The 16895-nt window shown below is 60.2% G+C and carries 15 protein-coding genes; 3 read left to right on the top strand and 12 right to left on the bottom strand.

What is annotated here, in order from left to right:
• Window positions 1-131: 131 nt before the first annotated feature.
• The 12 genes from murB to mraZ are packed head-to-tail and all read right to left on the bottom strand — an operon-like array spanning window position 132 to window position 14083.
• Complete coding sequence (murB, locus tag FY152_08690; GenBank protein ID UXS32162.1) at window positions 132-1097, bottom strand: UDP-N-acetylmuramate dehydrogenase; 966 nt, start codon at window positions 1095-1097, stop codon at window positions 132-134.
• Window positions 1094-2509 carry a UDP-N-acetylmuramate--L-alanine ligase gene (locus FY152_08695; protein ID UXS32163.1) on the bottom strand — a complete coding sequence of 472 codons (1416 nt, stop codon included), beginning with the start codon at window positions 2507-2509 and terminating at the stop codon, window positions 1094-1096. Before FY152_08695 ends, murB begins: the two co-directional genes overlap by 4 nt.
• Window positions 2506-3642: an undecaprenyldiphospho-muramoylpentapeptide beta-N-acetylglucosaminyltransferase gene (gene murG, locus FY152_08700; GenBank protein ID UXS32164.1), complete on the bottom strand. Its 1137-nt coding sequence runs from the start codon at window positions 3640-3642 to the stop codon at window positions 2506-2508. Before murG ends, FY152_08695 begins: the two co-directional genes overlap by 4 nt.
• 6 nt (window positions 3643-3648) lie before the next feature.
• A complete protein-coding gene (ftsW, locus tag FY152_08705; protein ID UXS32165.1) occupies window positions 3649-4803 on the bottom strand; it encodes a putative lipid II flippase FtsW in 1155 nt (384 codons plus the stop codon).
• 5 nt (window positions 4804-4808) lie between these two features.
• Window positions 4809-6218, bottom strand: coding sequence for a UDP-N-acetylmuramoyl-L-alanine--D-glutamate ligase (locus tag FY152_08710; GenBank protein ID UXS32166.1), 1410 nt, complete (start codon window positions 6216-6218; stop codon window positions 4809-4811).
• A gap of 3 nt (window positions 6219-6221) precedes the next feature.
• Window positions 6222-7322 (bottom strand): phospho-N-acetylmuramoyl-pentapeptide-transferase, encoded by a 1101-nt coding sequence (locus FY152_08715; GenBank protein UXS32167.1) that lies wholly within the window; start codon window positions 7320-7322, stop codon window positions 6222-6224.
• A 23-nt stretch (window positions 7323-7345) separates the two neighbouring features.
• Window positions 7346-8779: a UDP-N-acetylmuramoylalanyl-D-glutamyl-2,6-diaminopimelate--D-alanyl-D-alanine ligase gene (locus FY152_08720; protein UXS32168.1), complete on the bottom strand. Its 1434-nt coding sequence runs from the start codon at window positions 8777-8779 to the stop codon at window positions 7346-7348.
• Complete coding sequence (locus FY152_08725) at window positions 8776-10245, bottom strand: UDP-N-acetylmuramoyl-L-alanyl-D-glutamate--2,6-diaminopimelate ligase (protein ID UXS32169.1); 1470 nt, start codon at window positions 10243-10245, stop codon at window positions 8776-8778. The genes FY152_08720 and FY152_08725 overlap by 4 nt, the downstream gene beginning before the upstream one ends.
• Before the next feature lie 59 nt (window positions 10246-10304).
• Entirely contained in the window at window positions 10305-12047 is a 1743-nt protein-coding gene (locus tag FY152_08730; protein UXS32170.1) for a penicillin-binding protein 2, read from the bottom strand.
• A complete protein-coding gene (locus FY152_08735) occupies window positions 12047-12601 on the bottom strand; it encodes a hypothetical protein (GenBank protein UXS32171.1) in 555 nt (184 codons plus the stop codon). Before FY152_08735 ends, FY152_08730 begins: the two co-directional genes overlap by 1 nt.
• A 1-nt stretch (window position 12602) precedes the next feature.
• Window positions 12603-13628, bottom strand: coding sequence for a 16S rRNA (cytosine(1402)-N(4))-methyltransferase RsmH (gene rsmH / locus FY152_08740; GenBank protein UXS32172.1), 1026 nt, complete (start codon window positions 13626-13628; stop codon window positions 12603-12605).
• Window positions 13629-13642: 14 nt separating this feature from the next.
• A complete protein-coding gene (gene mraZ, locus FY152_08745) occupies window positions 13643-14083 on the bottom strand; it encodes a division/cell wall cluster transcriptional repressor MraZ (protein ID UXS32173.1) in 441 nt (146 codons plus the stop codon).
• A gap of 623 nt (window positions 14084-14706) precedes the next feature.
• Between mraZ and FY152_08750 the strand changes: the two genes are divergently transcribed.
• From FY152_08750 to FY152_08760, 3 genes are read left to right on the top strand one after another with little or no spacing between them, the layout of a single operon-like run.
• Window positions 14707-15108, top strand: a complete 402-nt coding sequence (locus FY152_08750) for a DUF350 domain-containing protein (protein UXS32174.1) — start codon at window positions 14707-14709, stop codon at window positions 15106-15108.
• A gap of 9 nt (window positions 15109-15117) precedes the next feature.
• A complete protein-coding gene (locus FY152_08755; GenBank protein UXS32175.1) occupies window positions 15118-15711 on the top strand; it encodes a DUF1190 domain-containing protein in 594 nt (197 codons plus the stop codon).
• 1 nt (window position 15712) lies between these two features.
• Window positions 15713-16870 (top strand): glutathionylspermidine synthase family protein, encoded by a 1158-nt coding sequence (locus FY152_08760; protein ID UXS32176.1) that lies wholly within the window; start codon window positions 15713-15715, stop codon window positions 16868-16870.
• Window positions 16871-16895: the final 25 nt, after the last annotated feature.

Genomic DNA, 16895 nt, shown 5'->3' on the forward strand with positions numbered 1-16895 from the left:
GATGTCGCGTGAGTTAAAACAGCCTAAAATACCAAAAAGCTGGATAATGAACCCAGCTATTCTTGTCGCCCGATAATAAAACATAAGTATTGACCGGGCGTTACCATGAACACCCGGCCGAAAAAGAAGCATCAGCTCCCTAGAAACGGTTCCACCTCACGGCCCGGCATGAAAAGCCCCAGCCGCTTGATTTCCCATTCCAGCCGGATGCCCGACTTCTCGAACACCCGCTTGCGGATGGTCTCACCCAGATATTCCAGGTCATAACCGGTCGCATGGCCGGTATTGATCATGAAGTTGCAATGCAGTGACGACATCTGCGCCCCGCCAATGACCAGACCGCGACCACCCGCCTCATCGATCAACTCCCAGGCGGAATGACCTTCGGGGTTCTTGAAGGTGGAACCGCCCGTCTGCTCGCGGATAGGCTGCACGGTTTCCCGGTGATGACGCACAGCATCCATATCGGCCCGGATTTTCGCCTTGTCTTCCGGATAGCCCTCAAACAGCGCACCCGTGAAGATCAGGCCCGCATCCGCGCCGGAGTGGCGATAGCTGTAACCCATATCGGCATTGGAAAGCACATGCTGGTTGCCCTGACGGTCGACTGCATAGACTTCCACGACACGATCACGCGTCTCGCCGCCGTTGGCGCCGGCATTCATGCGCAGCGCACCGCCGATGGAGCCGGGAATACCGTAAAAGAAATGGAAACCACCGATACCATTATCCATGGCCATGGCCGCAATATGCTTGTCCGGGCAGATCGCGCCCGCCTTGATGCGGTTTTCACCGGCAAGCTCCACCTGGCCGAAGCCCTTGGCCGAAAGACGGACGACAACGCCAGGAATGCCGCCATCGCGCACGAGAAGGTTCGAACCGACGCCGACCACGGTCAACGGCACGTCTTCCGGCAGAATTTTCAGGAAGGTAATCAGATCGTCGGCATCGTGCGGCTGGAACATCACCTCCGCAAGACCGCCGGCTCTGAACCACGTCACGCGGTCCATGGGCGCATCCGGTGTCAGACGTCCCCGCAATTCATTTACCCCGTCGCCGAGCCTCCCCAGCAATTTAACCCCATCGACCTGTCTCATTCGGACTTTCCTGATATGCTCTTCAATTCCGAAGGCAGCGCTGCTGCCCATTGCGTGATATTCCCAGCCCCCAAGAGAACCACGAAATCACCCGGATTCGCAATGCCTGCAACCACTGAGGCAAGATCTTCCCGTTTTTCGAGAAAACGGGCGTCGCGGTGGCCGGCGGCCTTGATGGCCGAAACCAGCGCTTCCGAGCTTGCGCCTTCGATCGGATCTTCGCCCGCAGCATAGACCGGAGCAAGGATAATCGTGTCGGCATCGTTAAAACAATGCGCGAAATCGTCAAACAGGCTGGAAAGCCGGCTGTAGCGGTGCGGCTGGTGCACGGCGATGATGCGGCCCTTGCAGGCTTCGCGCGCCGCCGCCAGCACGGCCTTGATCTCGACCGGATGGTGACCGTAATCATCGAAGACCTGTACGCCGTTGGCTTCGCCCGTCAGCGTGAAGCGGCGCTTGACGCCGGCAAAGGAGGCAAGCCCCTTCTTGATGTCGGCTTCCGAAATGCCGAGACGATTGGCGACCGCAATCGCGGCCGTCGCATTCGACACATTGTGGCGGCCGGGCATCGGCAGGACAAGGTCCTTGAAGGAGAATATCTTGCCGGTGCGGCGGCGACGGATTTCCACGTCGAAGATCGACCGCGTGCCGTCAATGCGCACATTCGAAAAACGCACGTCGGCCTGCGGGTTCTCGCCATAGGTGATGACCTTGCGGTCCTCGATCCGGCCGACCAGTGCCTGCACTTCCGGATGGTCGAGGCACATGACGCCAAAACCGTAGAAAGGAACATTCTCGACAAACTGGCGGAACGCGGCGCGCACGGCATCGAAATTGCCGTAGTGATCCAGATGCTCGGGATCGATATTGGTGATGACAGCCACATCGGCCGGCAGCTTCAGGAACGTGCCGTCGGATTCGTCGGCCTCCACCACCATCCACTCGCCCTCGCCCATGCGGGCGTTGGTGCCGTAGGCATTGATGATGCCGCCATTGATGACGGTCGGGTCGAGATTGCCGGCTTCCAGCAGCGTCGCGACCATGGAGGTGGTCGTGGTCTTGCCGTGGGTGCCGCCGATGGCGATGGCATTGCGGAAACGCATCAGCTCGGCCAGCATTTCGGCACGGCGAACGATCGGCAGGTGTTTTTCCCGCGCGGCGATGAGTTCCGGATTGCTTTTCTTGATGGCGGTGGAAACCACCACGACCTCGGCATCACCGATATTATCCGCCGTATGGCCGACAAAAACCTCGATACCCTTATCGCGCAGGCGCTGCACATTGGCGCTATCGGCCTGATCCGACCCCTGAACGCGATGGCCGAGATTGTGAAGCACTTCGGCAATGCCGCTCATGCCGATCCCGCCTATGCCGATGAAATGGACAAGGCCTATGGCTTTCGGCATCTTCATGCCCCAACTCCTTCATTCTTCTTCTTGAATTCCTGTACGGACTGGCCGGAAGCAATAGCCTCGACCAGATCGGCCAGCACATCCGCCGCATGCGGTTTGCCGGTCGCCTTTGCCGCCGCCGCCGTCGCGCTCAAACGGTCAGGCTCGGAAAGCGCCGACGACAAAAGGCTTGAAAGCTTCTGCGGCGATAGTTCCGCCTGCTTGATGACGCTTGCCCCACCCGCCGCTGAAAGCGCTGCCGCATTGGCGGCCTGATCGTGATCCAGCGCATGAGGATAGGGCACGAGGATCGACGGACGGCCGATGACCGACAGTTCCGACACCGTCGAAGCACCCGAACGGCTGATGACCAGATTGGCCTCGCCAATACGTGAGGCCATATCGCCGAAGAAGGGCGAAACATCCGCTTTCACGCCGAGCTTCTGATAGGAGGCGATCACGCTGTCCTTGTCTTCGGGGCGGGCCTGCTGGGTGACGACGATGCGTTTGCGCTGCTCGTTCTTCAACAGGCAGATCGCTGCCGGCACGGCGCTGGAGAAGAATTGCGCGCCCTGGCTGCCGCCGAAAACGACGAGCTGGAACGGTTCATCCGTCTGCGAGGGCGTATAGGGTATCTCCGACGCCGCCAGCACCGCCGGGCGAACGGGGTTGCCAGTGGCCACGGTCTTGTCGGAATACTGGCCGTTGGCGGGCGGCAGGAAACCGCCGGCGATTGCCTTCACCCGGCCGGCCAGCGCCTTGTTGGCGCGGCCCATCACCGCATTCTGCTCGTGAATGATCGAGGGCACGCCAAGCCCGGTCGATGCCAGAAGCGGCGGCACGGTGGGATAACCGCCGAAGCCGACAACCGCGACCGGCTTCAGCTTCGTGACCAGCCGGCGCGCTGAACGCAGCCCCGTCCACAGTTTCCACAGCGAACGCGCCACGGAAATCGGGTTCTTCGAACCGATGGTGGCAGACGGCACCACATGAATTTCATCCGCCGGAAACTTGCCGGCATAACGCTCGGCGCGGCTGTCGGTGACGAGATGCACCTGATAACCGCGTTCCTTCAGCGTATGCGCCAAGGCCTCGGCTGGAAAGACATGGCCGCCGGTTCCCCCGGCGGCAAGAAGAACAATACCCTTGCTCATGATACTTTACTCCGCGGGAACGCCGGAACCGACGCGGAAGAAACTCCGCTCCTGCGCCCGCTTTTCGGGTCTGTGGCGTGTCAGCGCCAGAAGGAAGCCGGCGGTCACGCAGATCGCCATCATCGACGAACCGCCATAGGAAATCAGCGGCAGCGTCATGCCCTTGGCGGGCATCAGTTCCAGATTGACGCCGATATTGATCATCGACTGCATGCCGATCTGCAAAACGAGGCCGGCCACGGCAAAGCGGCAGAAGTCGTCCTTTTCCTTGAAGGCGTGCGAGAGGCCGCGCAGCACGATGAAGGCGAAGATCGCCACCAGGAACATGCAGAAAACGATGCCGAATTCTTCCGCCGCCACCGAGAAGATGAAGTCGGTATGGCTGTCGGGAATGATCCGCTTGACGATACCCTCGCCCGGTCCCCGACCGAACCAGTCGCCGCGAATAATCGCCTCACGCGCCGTATCCACCTGGAACGTATCGCCTTCGCCCGTCCAGAAACGGTCGATACGACCGGCAACGTGCGGCAGCAGCAGATAGGCGGAGATGATGCCGCCGACGCCAAGACCGCCAAGCATGATGATCCAGAACCACGGTACGCCGGCCATGAAGAACATGCCGCCCCAGACCACCGACGTCAGGATCGTCTGGCCGAAGTCCGGCTGGGCGATCAGGAGCGCCGCTACGATGCCGAAGGTGATGATGGCGAAGAGGTTGCCCGGAATTTCCGGATGACGCGCCCGCTCGGCGAAAAGCCAGGCGCAGACGATCACGAAGGCCGGCTTCATGAATTCCGATGGCTGGATGGAAAAGGTGCCGATGGAAATCCAGCGCCGCGCACCCTTGACCTCGATGCCGAAGAATAGCGCGAAGATCATCATCAGCAGCGAAGCAATCAGCATGATGACCGCCACGCGCCGCACCTGACGCGGCGACAGGAAGGACAGGCCGACCATGATCGCCAGCGACGGCACCATGAACATCGCCTGACGCTCGACGAAGAAGAAGCTGTTGAGACCGATACGCTCGGCAACCGCCGGTGACGCCGCAAAGGACAGCATCAGTCCGATGCCCATCAATGCGATGAACGCCGCCAGAAAGAAACGGTCGATGGTCCAGAACCATTCCGCGACCGGACCGCGATCAACTCGGCTTACCATGGCCTTCAGCCCCCTTTTCCAGAGTCAACCAGCATCGTCATGCCATCGAGCGCCGCAACCTGCGCGACGAACGAATCACCTCTGATCTCAAAGTTCTTATATTGATCGAAGCTTGCGCAAGCCGGGGATAACATCACGATATTGCCGGCCGTCGCATCATTTTCCGCATCCGCGGCCGCATGCTGGATGGCTTTGTCCAGCGTGCCGGATATTTCATAAGGTACTGCCTCGCCCAGCGTCGCGGCAAATTCGGCTGCCGCTTCGCCGATCAGATAGGCCTTGGCGATGCGGGGGAAGAGCGGCGAGAGGCTGGTGATGCCGCCCGCTTTCGGCAGGCCGCCGGCGATCCAGTAGATGCGGTCGAAGCTTGAAAGCGCCGGTGCAGCAGCATCGGCATTGGTAGCCTTGCTGTCGTTGACGAAGGTGACGTTGCCACGGCGTCCGACAGGCTGCATGCGATGCTTTAGGCCGGGGAAGGATTTCAGGCCTGCGCGAACTTCCTCTTCGGAAACGCCGACCGCAAGGCAGGCGGCAATTGCCGCCGCCGCATTCTGCGCATTGTGGCTGCCGCGAAGGGTCTGGATGCCGTCGAGATCAACCAGCAGCCCGGAAGTGCCACCATGCGCCCGCAGGATGCGGCTGCCTTCGGCATAAAGACCTTCGGAAACGACATTGCGTTTGGAAATGCGCTCGACCTTTACCCCGGCACGCTCGATACGGTCGGCGATCAGTGTCGAATGACTGTCATCGACACCGACAATTGCCGTGCCGCTGCCTGCCACCAGCCGCTCCTTGACGTCGGCATAGTGCTGCATCGTGCCATGCCGGTCGAGATGATCGGGCGTCAGGTTAAGAAGAATTCCGGCGGTCGGATTGATCGTTGGCGCGAGATCGATCTGGTAGGACGAGCACTCGACCACGTAGAAACGTTGCGCCTTCGGCGGATCGAGGCTCAGCACCGCCGTTCCGATATTGCCGCCCAGCTGCGTATCGCGGCCGGATGCCTTGAGAATATGCGCGATCAGCGCCGTCGTCGTGGATTTGCCGTTGGTGCCGGTAATGGCGATGAAAGGGCAATCCGGCGCATGAGCGCGGCGCTCACGGATGAAAAGCTCGATATCGCCGATGATCTCGACACCCGCTGCCTTCGCAAGATCCACCGACCAATGCGGTTTCGGATGCGTCAGCGGCACGCCGGGCGCCAGAACGAAGGAAGAGAAGCTCGGCCAGTCAATCGTCCGAAGATCCGCCGTCTTGATGCCTTCGGCCTCGGCCTTCGCGACACTGTCGGGATTGTCGTCGAAAGCAACGACATCCGCCCCACCCGCGACCAGCGCGCGGGCGGTGACGAGACCCGAACCGCCAAGCCCGAAAAGCGCGACCTTCTTACCTCTGAACGACGTGACCGGGATCATCGCTCACCTCAGCTTCAGGGTGGCGAGGCCGAGCAGCGCGAGGCCAACGGAGATGATCCAGAAACGGATCACCACCTGGCTTTCCGTCCAGCCCTTTTTCTCGAAATGGTGGTGGATCGGCGCCATCAGGAACACACGCCTGCCGGTGCGCTTGAACCAGAAGACCTGGATGATGACCGACAGCGTTTCCATGACGAAGAGACCGCCGACGATGACCATGACGATCTCGTGCTTGGTGGCGACAGCGATCGAGCCGATCAGGCCGCCGAGCGCCAGCGAACCCGTATCGCCCATGAAGATGGCGGCGGGCGGCGCGTTGAACCACAGGAAGCCGAGGCCCGCGCCGATGACCGCGCCGACAATGACGGCGAGTTCACCCGTGCCGGGCACGAAGTTGATCTGCAGGTAATTAGCGAAAACCGCGTTACCGGCAAGATAAGCGATCACGCCGAAGGTAGCAGCCGCGATCATCACAGGCACGATGGCGAGACCATCGAGACCATCCGTCAGGTTCACGGCATTGCCCGCGCCGACGATGACGAAAGCACCGAACAGCACGAAGAAATAACCGAGATTGATCACGAATTCCTTGAAGAACGGAAACGCGATGGAGCTGCCGAGCGTGCCGCCATGCGGGGCGGAAGCGAGCGCCATCTTCATCATGAAGAACACGGCAATCGCCGCGATCAGGAATTCGATGCCAAGACGCGCCTTGCCGGAAAAGCCCTTGTCGCTCTGCTTCGTCACCTTCAGGTAATCGTCGTAAAAGCCGATGGCTCCGAAACCGAGTGTCACCATCAGCACGGCAACGACATAGACGTTCGACAGGTCACCCCACAGCAGCGAGCCGCCGAGAATGCCGGCAAGGATCATGAGGCCGCCCATGGTCGGCGTGCCGGCCTTCTTGAAATGGGTCTGCGGCCCGTCGGCGCGGATCGGCTGGCCCTTGCCCTGGCGCACGCGCAACGAGTTGATGATCGCCGGTCCAAACAGGAAGACGATCAACGCAGAGGTGAACATCGCCGCACCCGCCCGGAAGGTGATGTAGCGGAAGAGGTTGAAGACTTGAACTTTATCCGACAGTTCGACGAGCCAGATCAGCATAATTGCCCTTTCAAAAGGCTATTTCAGACTTGGCGTTCCGTCTCGGGGAATGCCGGATACTTGTCAAGCAGGGCGGCGACAATCTTGCCGAAACCGAGGCCAAGTGACGATTTTACCATCAGCGCGTCTCCCGGTTGCACCCATTGCAGGGCGAAATCGGTGAGTTCCGCCGTCGTCGGGAACCAGATGACGGTGACACTGTCCGGCAACGCATCGCGCAGCGCCGCCATCGCCTCCCCCGCCAGCCAGACATGCTCGATGCCGGCCGCAAGCAACGGCCCGGCCAGCTCTTCATGCAGCTGCGCGGAAAATTCGCCCATCTCAAGCATGTCGCCAAGAACGGCAACGCGCCGGCCGTGGCCCTGCGTTTCCGTTTCCGCCAGCACGGCAATCGCCGCGCGCATGGAAGCGGGGTTGGCGTTATAGCTTTCATCGATCAGCAGGAACGAACCGCTTTCAATCGTCAGACGGTGGCGCTGACCGCGCCCTTTCACCGCCTCAAGCGTTCCGAGCGCTTCAAAAGCGCGGTCGAGATTGGCGCCGGTCACGGCGACGGCACCGAGCACGGCCATGGCGTTGTCGGCGATGTGACGTCCGGGAACATTGAGATGCAATTCGCTGGTCTCGCCGTTCAGGATCGCCCAGATGGTCGAACCCGCAGGCGTGCTTTCAAAGTCGGCGAGCCGGAAATCGGCCTTGGCGTGCTGCCCGAAGGTCAGGATGTGCTCTATACCCTGTTCCTGTGCGGCCTCTTCAAGCTGCTCGAACTGGGCATTGTCGCGGTTGAGGATGACGGAGCCGCCCTCCTCAAGCCCTTCGAATATTTCCGCCTTGGCCGCGGCGATCTCTTCAATATTCTTGAAATTGCCGAGATGGGCGGGAGCGATGGTCGTGATGATCGCCACATGCGGACGCACCATCTTGACCAGCGGGCGAATTTCGCCGGAGTGGTTCATGCCGATTTCAAAAACGCCGAACTCGGTATCCGCCGGCATACGCGCCAGCGTCAGTGGTACACCCCAGTGATTGTTAAAGGATGCGACCGCCGCATGAACCCGGCCCGACGGCTCCAGAGCCTGCCGCAGCATTTCCTTGGTGGTCGTCTTGCCGACGGAGCCAGTCACCGCGATGATGCGTGCCGAAGTTCTCTCGCGCGCCGCAATGGCAAGTTTGCCGAGTGCGGCAAGCACGTCCTCGACCACGATCATGGGCACGGTGAGCCGGCCGAGAGCCGGCAGCTTGGCTTCAGCAACGACCAGGAGACCGGCCCCATTGGCAACGGCGAAACTGGTGTAATCATGGCCGTCGACCCGATCACCCTTGATGGCGAAAAAGGCTTCGCCCGCCTTGACGGTCCGGCTGTCGATGGAAATGCCGGTGATTCCGGTCGGCAGGTTGCCAACGGGGCGTCCTGCCGTGATGGCGATCATGTCGGCGACTGTCCATAACCAGCTCAAATCTTCAATCCTTCCAGCCCTGCCAGCGCAGCGCGCACCTGTTCATGATCGGAAAACGGCAGCGTCACGGAACCGACGATCTGCCCCTCTTCATGCCCCTTGCCCGCGACGATCAGCGTATCGCCGTTGGAAAGCAGCGACACCGCATGGTGGATCGCCTGCGACCTGTCGCCGATTTCCACTGCACCCGGCGCCGCCGCCATGACCTCGGAACGGATCGTTGCGGCATCTTCCGAACGCGGATTGTCGTCGGTGACGATGACGATGTCTGAAAGCCTCGTCGCCACTTCGCCCATGATCGGGCGTTTGCCCTTGTCGCGGTCGCCGCCGCAGCCGAAGACGGTAATGATGCGGCCCGAGGTGAAGGGCCGGACCGAGGTCAGCACGTTTTCCAGCGCATCCGGCTTGTGCGCATAATCCACATAGGCAAGCGCGCCGTTCTTCGTCTGTCCCACGAGTTCCAGACGACCGGCAGCGCCGATCAGCTTCTCGAGCGCCTTCAGCGCGGTCGCCGCGGGAACGCCGGTGGACATGGCAAGACCGGCGGCGACGAGAGCGTTCGCAACCTGAAAATCACCCGCCAAGGGGATGTCGACTTCATAAATCTCGCCGTCATGGTGCACTTCGATCATCTGCTTGTGACGGAAGTGCTCAACACGCTTCAGGGCCAGATAATCGCCCTTGCGACCAACTGTGCGGACATCGAGACCCGCTTCGCGCGCCGCGCGGATTGCTTTCTCCGACCACGGATCGTCCGCAAAGATAATGGCGGGCGCGCCCTTTTCCATCAGCGTGTCGAACAGCCGCATTTTCGCGGCCATGTAGTCCTCGACGGTCGGATGATAATCCATGTGGTCGCGGCCGAGATTGGTGAAACCGGCCGCTGCAAGCTTCACGCCGTCGAGACGGCGCTGATCGAGGCCGTGGCTCGAAGCCTCCATGGCCGCATGGGTCACGCCTTCGGCCGCAAGCTCGGCCAGAAGCGCATGTAGTGTTACCGGATCGGGTGTGGTGAGCGCGCCGTAATCCTCGCGGCCGGGTGCAATCACACCTGTCGTGCCGATCTGTGCTGCGGCATGGCCCGCGAAAGCCCAGATTTGCCGTACGAAGGACGCAACGGAGGTCTTTCCCGCCGTGCCGGTGACGGCAACCATGATCTCGGGCTGTTTTCCGTAAAACCGGGAAGCGGCAAGGGAGAGATAAAGACGTGGATCCGTCACCGATAGCACCGGCACGTCGGCATCCACAGGATGCCCGGAAACGACGGCGACCGCGCCCTTGGCAACCGCATCCTTCACATAGGCCGCGCCATCCGCCTTGGTGCCAGCAACCGCCACGAACAGGCTGCCGGGCTGCGCCCTGCGGCTGTCTGCGGTTATCCCCCCGATTTCGATCGCCCCGATCTCAGACAGGAGCAATTCATTCAATTCCGGAAACGCGTTTCCGGATATATCTCGCAAATTCATCGACTGTGTCCGTCTTGTCCCCCCGGCGCGAATCGCCGGAACATCATAAGCTCTAACAATCAATAAGACACGAGCAAGGCCGAGCCATCCTTGCCGAACTTCGGCTTCACGCCCAGCACCGCCGCCGTGCGGGTGATGATATCGTGCACCATCGGCGCGGCGGACGTGCCGGCAAGTGCCGCGCCATTGCCCTTGTCCGTCTTCGGTTCATCGATGAAGGTCAACACCACATATTGCGGGTCGTCGATCGGGAATGCCGACAGGAAGGCGTTGAAGTTCTTGTCACGCACATAACGGCCGTTGACGACCTTGTCCGCCGTGCCGGTCTTGCCGCCGACGTTGAAACCATCGACACGCGCATTACGGCCGGAGCCATTGACCCCGTTCCATTCAAACAGGAAGCGCATATCCTTGCTTGTGGTGGGCTTCAGAACCTGCTTGGCCACCAGATCCGCCTGCTCGCGGGTGCGTGGCAGGAAGGTCGGCTCGATCAGCTTGCCGCCATTGACAAGCGCCGCACCGGCAACCGCCGTCTGCAGCGGCGTCGTCGAAACACCATGACCGAAGGAAATGGTAATCGAGTTGATCTTCTTCCATTCGCGCGGCTGCGAGGGCATTGCCACTTCCGGCAGTTCCGTCTGCATGCGGGTCAGAAGCCCGAGCTTCGTCAGAAACTCTTTATGACCTTCGGTGCCCACCGTATCGGCGATCTTGGCCGTACCGATGTTGGACGAATACTGGAAGATTTCCGGCACCGACAAAACGCGGTTCTTGCCGTGGAAATCCTTGATGGTGAACCCGCCGATCCGGATCGGATAACGGGCATCGAAACTGTCGCCCAGACGCACGCGGCCCGAATCCAAGCCCATGGCGATTGTGAAGGACTTGAAGGTGGAGCCCATTTCGAAAGTGCCGTTTGACATACGGTTGAGCCACCCCTCTTTCGCGCCCTCGGCCGGATTGTTCGGATCGTAATCCGGAACCGAGGCCATGGCGAGAATTTCGCCGGTATGCACATCCATCACCACGGCGCCGGCGCCAATCGCCTGGAATTTGGCGATCGCCGAAGTCACGACTTCGCGCACGATGGACTGTACACGCAGATCGATCGACAGCTTTATCGGCTCCAGCGGCTGGTCGCTGGTCATGCCGAGCGCCGTCAGGTCGGCAAGCCCCTGATTGTCGACATAACGCTCCATGCCGGCAACGCCGCGATTGTCGATGTTGACGTGACCGACAATATGGGCGGCCGTCGGCCCGCCGGGATAAAAGCGGCGCTTTTCCGGGCGGAAACCGACGCCGGGAATGCCGAGCGCCAGAATCTGGCTCTGCTGCTTCGGCGTCAGCTGACGGCGCAGCCACTGGAAGCGCGAATTGGACGTAAGCTTCTGATAGGTCCCGCGCTGGTCGAGGTCCGGCAGGACGGTGCGCAGCTTCTCGATGGCTTCATCGATATCGACGATGCGATGCGGTTCGGCAAACAGCGAGACGGTGCGGATATCGGTGGCCAGAACCTCACCGTTACGGTCGAGAAGGTCGGGACGCGACGCCATCAGCCGGTCTGCGGGCGCGATGCTCGAGACCGTTTCCTGTTCCGCCATGCCATATTGTACGAGACGCCCGCCGACGACACCATAAAAGGCGACGAAACCGAAGATGATGAGGCCGACCCGGCTCTTCGCCTGGGCCGCCCTTTTCTTGCGGGCGCCTTCAAAGGCGGCATGGTCCGTATAGACGCCGGTGGTGCTGGCGGAAAAGTGAGCCTTGCTCTTCAAAACCATGACACGGGAGAGAAAAGACATTAGCGGTTCACCGATCCTGTTATCGTGTCATCCATATCGTCGGCTTCATCGCCCGCGACGGCGGAGACGGCTGGAGCCGCCGGGGGACGGGAAACACGTGCCCTGGGTGTCGGTATCGGCGCACCATTGGCGGCGATCTGGCCCGCCGGCGGCGATTTCGGCTTGGATGCTCCACCAAGCGTGGCGCCCGGCTTCGAACCGTTGACGGCCGCGGCGATGACATCTTCCACGCTCATGCCTTCAGGTTCGGGCGGCTGCGGCAATTGCGATCGCAGCATCGGAAGTTCGCGCGGCTGCGCCAGCTGCGTGGGCATCGTCGGCGAAAGGCCGAGCTCATTCTGATAGGCATTGACGAGACGATGGAGGCGGTTGGGCTGCGTCAGCAGCGCCCAGTCGGCCCTGAGAAGATCGATCGTGTCCTTCTCGAGCTTGATTTCGGCCTCGAGCTTGCGGACCTCTTCCAGCTTCAGATCGGCCTTGTGCTTGATCGAATAGGTCACGACAGCCGCAGCGACCATGACCCCCACCAAGACGATATCGAATGTACGCAGCATATCAGCCTCCCATCTTTTCAAGGCTGGCGAGATCAGGAAGCTCGAAAATCGAAAAATCCGCAGCACGCGCCGGCGCTGAGGTCCGCAGACCGGCGCGCAGCTTGGCTGAACGGGCACGCGGATTGAGCTCCGCCTCCTCGTCACTGGCAGCGATCATCGGCTTGCCGATAGTGTCGAAAATGGCGGGCCTGTCTTCCACCATCGGCAGGTGCCGGGAACCGGCGGCTTTACCCGACCGATCCGCGAAAAATTTCTTGACGATACGGTCTTCGAGCGAATGGAACGTGACGACGACAAGCCGGCCGCCGGGCTTCAAGGCCTGCTCGGCGGCGAACAGCGCCTGCGCCAACTCACCCAGTTCGTCATTGACGAAAACGCGAAGGGCCTGAAACACGCGGGTTGCGGGATGGATCTTGTCCTTCGCCTTGCGCGGCGTGACGATCTCGATCAGACCGGCCAGATCGCGCGTGGTGCGGAAAGGCTCTTCCGCCCTTTTCTTCTCGATGGCGCGGGCGATGCGGCCCGGCTGTTTTTCCTCACCGAGAAAGCCGAAGATGCGGATGAGATCGCCGACCTTGGCGCGATTGACGACATCCGCCGCCGAAACGCCCGAACTCGACATACGCATGTCGAGAGGGCCGTTCTTCTGGAAGGAAAAACCGCGTTCGGCCTCGTCGATCTGCATGGAGGAGACGCCAATATCGAGAACAACACCGTCAAGGCCACCTTGCGGCGCGTGTTTGGCCAGATCGGAAAATTGCGATTGAATAAGCGAAAGCCTGCCGCCATTGGCGGCCACCATGGCCTGACCGCCGGCAATCGCTGTCGGATCGCGGTCAAGCGCGATCACGCTCGCGCCCTGGTCAAGAATGGCCTGGGTATAGCCGCCGGCCCCGAAGGTGCCGTCAAGAATGATCTTTCCGGATGCGGGCTCAAGCGCGGCGATCACTTCGCGAAGAAGAACCGGGATGTGGCGTTGAGGTCCGCCACCGGCATCAGAAGATCGTCCGCCAGAATTCGCCGCCATCCCGTGTCCCCGTCCTATGCGGGGCGAGCAGCCGAAAAACCGCGCCCCGCTCTTGCTTCCGCCTGCGCCGCCAAAAACGCATTCGGTTGCCAAAGCTGAAAATGATCCGCCCGTCCAACGAAGGTGACGTCGGTGGATATGCCGGTAAATTCCCGCACGAAATCCGTCACCATCAACCGACCTTCCTGGTCGAGCTTCATGAAAACGCCGCCGCCATGAACCAGCAGCGACATTGCGTTCGCCTCCGGCGAGAAGGCATCCATGGACGCTATCTGCCGCTCGTAGCGCTCCAGCAAATCCGGACCGCCGACGCTGATTGCCGGAAAGGCGAAATCCTGAAGGCAATAAAGCTCCTGAATGCCGCGCCTGGCCAGCACCGAACGAAACGGAGACGGAACCGAAACGCGCCCCTTGGCGTCGATCCTGTTCGTCACGTTCGATAAAAAGCGGTCCATTACTCAACTCGCCAAAACCGCATTCCGCAAAGCAAACCATCCACTTCGCAGACGACACCGGTACGCACGACACATCGCCAAGCGCCAGGGCGACATGCCCTGTAGCAGCCCCTCGCAGGCTCCTCACTCGTTTCAGCGATTGCGGGTCAAAAACACGACCCAATGTGGTGTGCATTTGGGATACCATGGGACACTATGGGCGTCAATGGGAGAAGCCGGCACGATGCCGACTTCGCATCGGAAATTCATAAGCCGTTAAGTTTAACGAATGGTTTACTTTGCGAGCTCATATGCCCGCAAAGACAATTAAAGCTTGGGCCGATATGCCTATTTTCCGCTTGAGAAACAGATGCTTGCCGATCTCGGTCAGATACACTCCATTTAAATCGCATAAGGCGCCCTGACGCCGCCGCGGCAACGGCAGCCTGGTTGGCTCACGGCCATCTCTATGATTGCGCGACAGACCAGTTGCAGCGGATTCGATTTGAGGCCGAAGCAATGCACATCTTGCATCTCAGCCAGAACCGCTATTGTCAGCAAACAACAATGCTTCGGCGGCTTGACTTTTTAAACTTTCGATTGATTTTGATTTTTGAAGTTGTGTTTTTCATTGCGAGATAATGATGCCGAATTATGTGGCGGGCTTGCCTGCCTTCTTGAGTTATTTTTTGATTGGCCTGGTCTGCCTGGCAGCTTTTTCCACTATCTACACCCGCCTTACTCCCCACCGCGAAAGGGAGTTGATCAAGGCCGGCAACATCGCCGCCGTAGTCGCTTTTTTAGGGGCTTTGAGCGGCTTCAGCCTGCCGCTGGCCTCGGCGGCGGCCAACTCCGTCAGCATCCCCGACTACGTGATCTGGGCGGTGATCGGCCTGCTGGTTCAGGTCTTCGCATTCTATATCGCCAAGCTCACCATGACCGACCTGCACCTTAAAATCACCGAGGGCAATGTCGCGGCCGGCCTCTGGAGCGGCGGCATCGCCGTGGTCATCGGGACTTTGAACGCCGCCTGCATGGCGTATTGAGGAACAGACATGTACTTGGACGTGACAGAACATCCGCGTCTTGCCCTCGGTACGATTGCCGCAATAGGCCTTTTTTTCGCATTTTCATCGGAAGAAGAGGTCCTTTACACCTCCGTTGACAAGTGCCTTGCCTCAGGGGTCTACCCCAAGGTTTGCCAGGCGGCATCCGAAGACGCCAGCCAGCATCACCTTGCTACCGCGCCGCGATTTCGCAACATGGTCGCATGTGAAATGGAATACGGCGTGGGAAACTGTTCTGAGCTGAGACAAAATCTCAATTCCAATAACGCGACCGGCACGAGCGCCTTCGCACCCTCACCGGTCGGATTTGTGATGCCTCGGAACATCGAACACTTTGCAGACTATAGCGACTATCGCCGCCGTCAGCAAAACAGCAAGGCGGGTTCCGCGGGCGCGATGTCGGCCTATCGAAAACGCAACGGTGACCTCGTCACGCCGGATGTGAGCGCCGGCGAACAGAGCGGCGGCTCATTCGTGGGCGGTCCAGGCGGCGCGCTGACGAGTGACGTAAAGCAGCTCAACGCCAAAACGAACGTCAAGGGCCGTGGCGGGTTCGGCGGCCACTCCTTTTCCGGAGGGTGACATGCGCCGTATCACAGTCCCACCACGCCCGGATTGGCGCGAAAAAGCCAATGCCGTGGGTTTCTCCTTCCATGAAATGCATGGCGAGCCTTACTGGGTGGACGACGCAGCCTATTGCTTCGGGCTCGATGAAATCGAGCGCGACATCGAAGAACCGAGCCAAGTCCTGCATGATATGTGCATGGATCTCGTCGCCGATATCGTAAACAGTGAGGCGGCGCTAACCCGTCTTGCCATCCCGCGCGATTATCACGACATGATCCGAAATTCCTGGCAGCGGGGCGACCGGCACCTGTATGGCCGCTTCGATCTTGCCTATGATGGACATGGCCCGGCGAAGCTGCTCGAATACAACGCCGACACGCCTACTTCCGTCTTCGAAACGGGATATTTCCAATATAACTGGCTGACGGATCAGGTCGCCCTTGGAACGTTGCCAGCGCAAACCGACCAGTTCAACTCCGTTCAGGAAGCCCTGATAGAGGCCTTTGGGCAATTCTCGCGGGACAGGATTTTCCATTTCGCGGCGATTAGCGACGACCCCGAGGATTGCGGCACGACCATATATCTCATGGACTGCGCCATTCAGGCTGGCCACCGCGCCCAGTTTCTCGATATCAGGGACATCGGCATCGATGCGAGCGGGCGTTTTGCTGACCTCCAAAGTCGCGTCATCGAGCGCTGCTTCAAGCTTTACCCCTGGGAATTCATGTTACGGGAATCCTTTGCCGCGCATCTGCCTGCGCAGAATGGCATTTTCATCGAGCCAGCCTGGAAAGCCGTGTTATCGAACAAAGGCCTGCTGCCCATGCTTTGGCAGCGGCATCCCAATCACCCGAATCTGCTCCCGAGTTTCTTTCCCGACGACCCTGAAATATATGAGTTGCGGGATTACGTGGTGAAACCGCTTCTCTCGCGTGAAGGCGAAAATGTCAGCCTTTACCGAAACCGACGCGAGATTTTATCAGCACCCGGCAGTTACGGCGAAGAGGGATATGTTTTTCAGGCATATGCGCCCTTGTTCCAGAGCGAGTTCGGATACGCCGTGCTAGGAAGCTGGATCGTCGCCGATCGACCCTGCGGACTTGGCATTCGCGAGGACGCGTCGCCCATCACCGCAAATCTCTCCCGCTACGTTCCCCATATCATCGAGGGCTGATGCCCACCGAAAGAGTCGGCAGGAA

It is taken from the genome of Agrobacterium tumefaciens, assembly GCA_025560025.1.
GTDB lineage: Bacteria > Pseudomonadota > Alphaproteobacteria > Rhizobiales > Rhizobiaceae > Agrobacterium.

Bases quoted from the DNA above. Each gene is read 5' to 3' on its own strand.
- murG (UXS32164.1), bottom strand. From the start codon at position 3,642: ATGAGCAAGGGTATTGTTCTTCTTGCCGCCGGGGGAACCGGCGGCCAT.
- FY152_08710 (UXS32166.1), bottom strand. From the start codon at position 6,218: ATGATCCCGGTCACGTCGTTCAGAGGTAAGAAGGTCGCGCTTTTCGGG.
- ftsW (UXS32165.1), bottom strand. From the start codon at position 4,803: ATGGTAAGCCGAGTTGATCGCGGTCCGGTCGCGGAATGGTTCTGGACC.
- FY152_08730 (UXS32170.1), bottom strand. From the start codon at position 12,047: ATGTCTTTTCTCTCCCGTGTCATGGTTTTGAAGAGCAAGGCTCACTTT.
- rsmH (UXS32172.1), bottom strand. From the start codon at position 13,628: ATGGCGGCGAATTCTGGCGGACGATCTTCTGATGCCGGTGGCGGACCT.
- FY152_08715 (UXS32167.1), bottom strand. From the start codon at position 7,322: ATGCTGATCTGGCTCGTCGAACTGTCGGATAAAGTTCAAGTCTTCAAC.
- FY152_08750 (UXS32174.1), top strand. From the start codon at position 14,707: ATGCCGAATTATGTGGCGGGCTTGCCTGCCTTCTTGAGTTATTTTTTG.
- murB (UXS32162.1), bottom strand. From the start codon at position 1,097: ATGAGACAGGTCGATGGGGTTAAATTGCTGGGGAGGCTCGGCGACGGG.
- FY152_08725 (UXS32169.1), bottom strand. From the start codon at position 10,245: ATGAATTTGCGAGATATATCCGGAAACGCGTTTCCGGAATTGAATGAA.
- FY152_08760 (UXS32176.1), top strand. From the start codon at position 15,713: ATGCGCCGTATCACAGTCCCACCACGCCCGGATTGGCGCGAAAAAGCC.
- FY152_08695 (UXS32163.1), bottom strand. From the start codon at position 2,509: ATGAAGATGCCGAAAGCCATAGGCCTTGTCCATTTCATCGGCATAGGC.
- mraZ (UXS32173.1), bottom strand. From the start codon at position 14,083: ATGGACCGCTTTTTATCGAACGTGACGAACAGGATCGACGCCAAGGGG.
- FY152_08735 (UXS32171.1), bottom strand. From the start codon at position 12,601: ATGCTGCGTACATTCGATATCGTCTTGGTGGGGGTCATGGTCGCTGCG.
- FY152_08755 (UXS32175.1), top strand. From the start codon at position 15,118: ATGTACTTGGACGTGACAGAACATCCGCGTCTTGCCCTCGGTACGATT.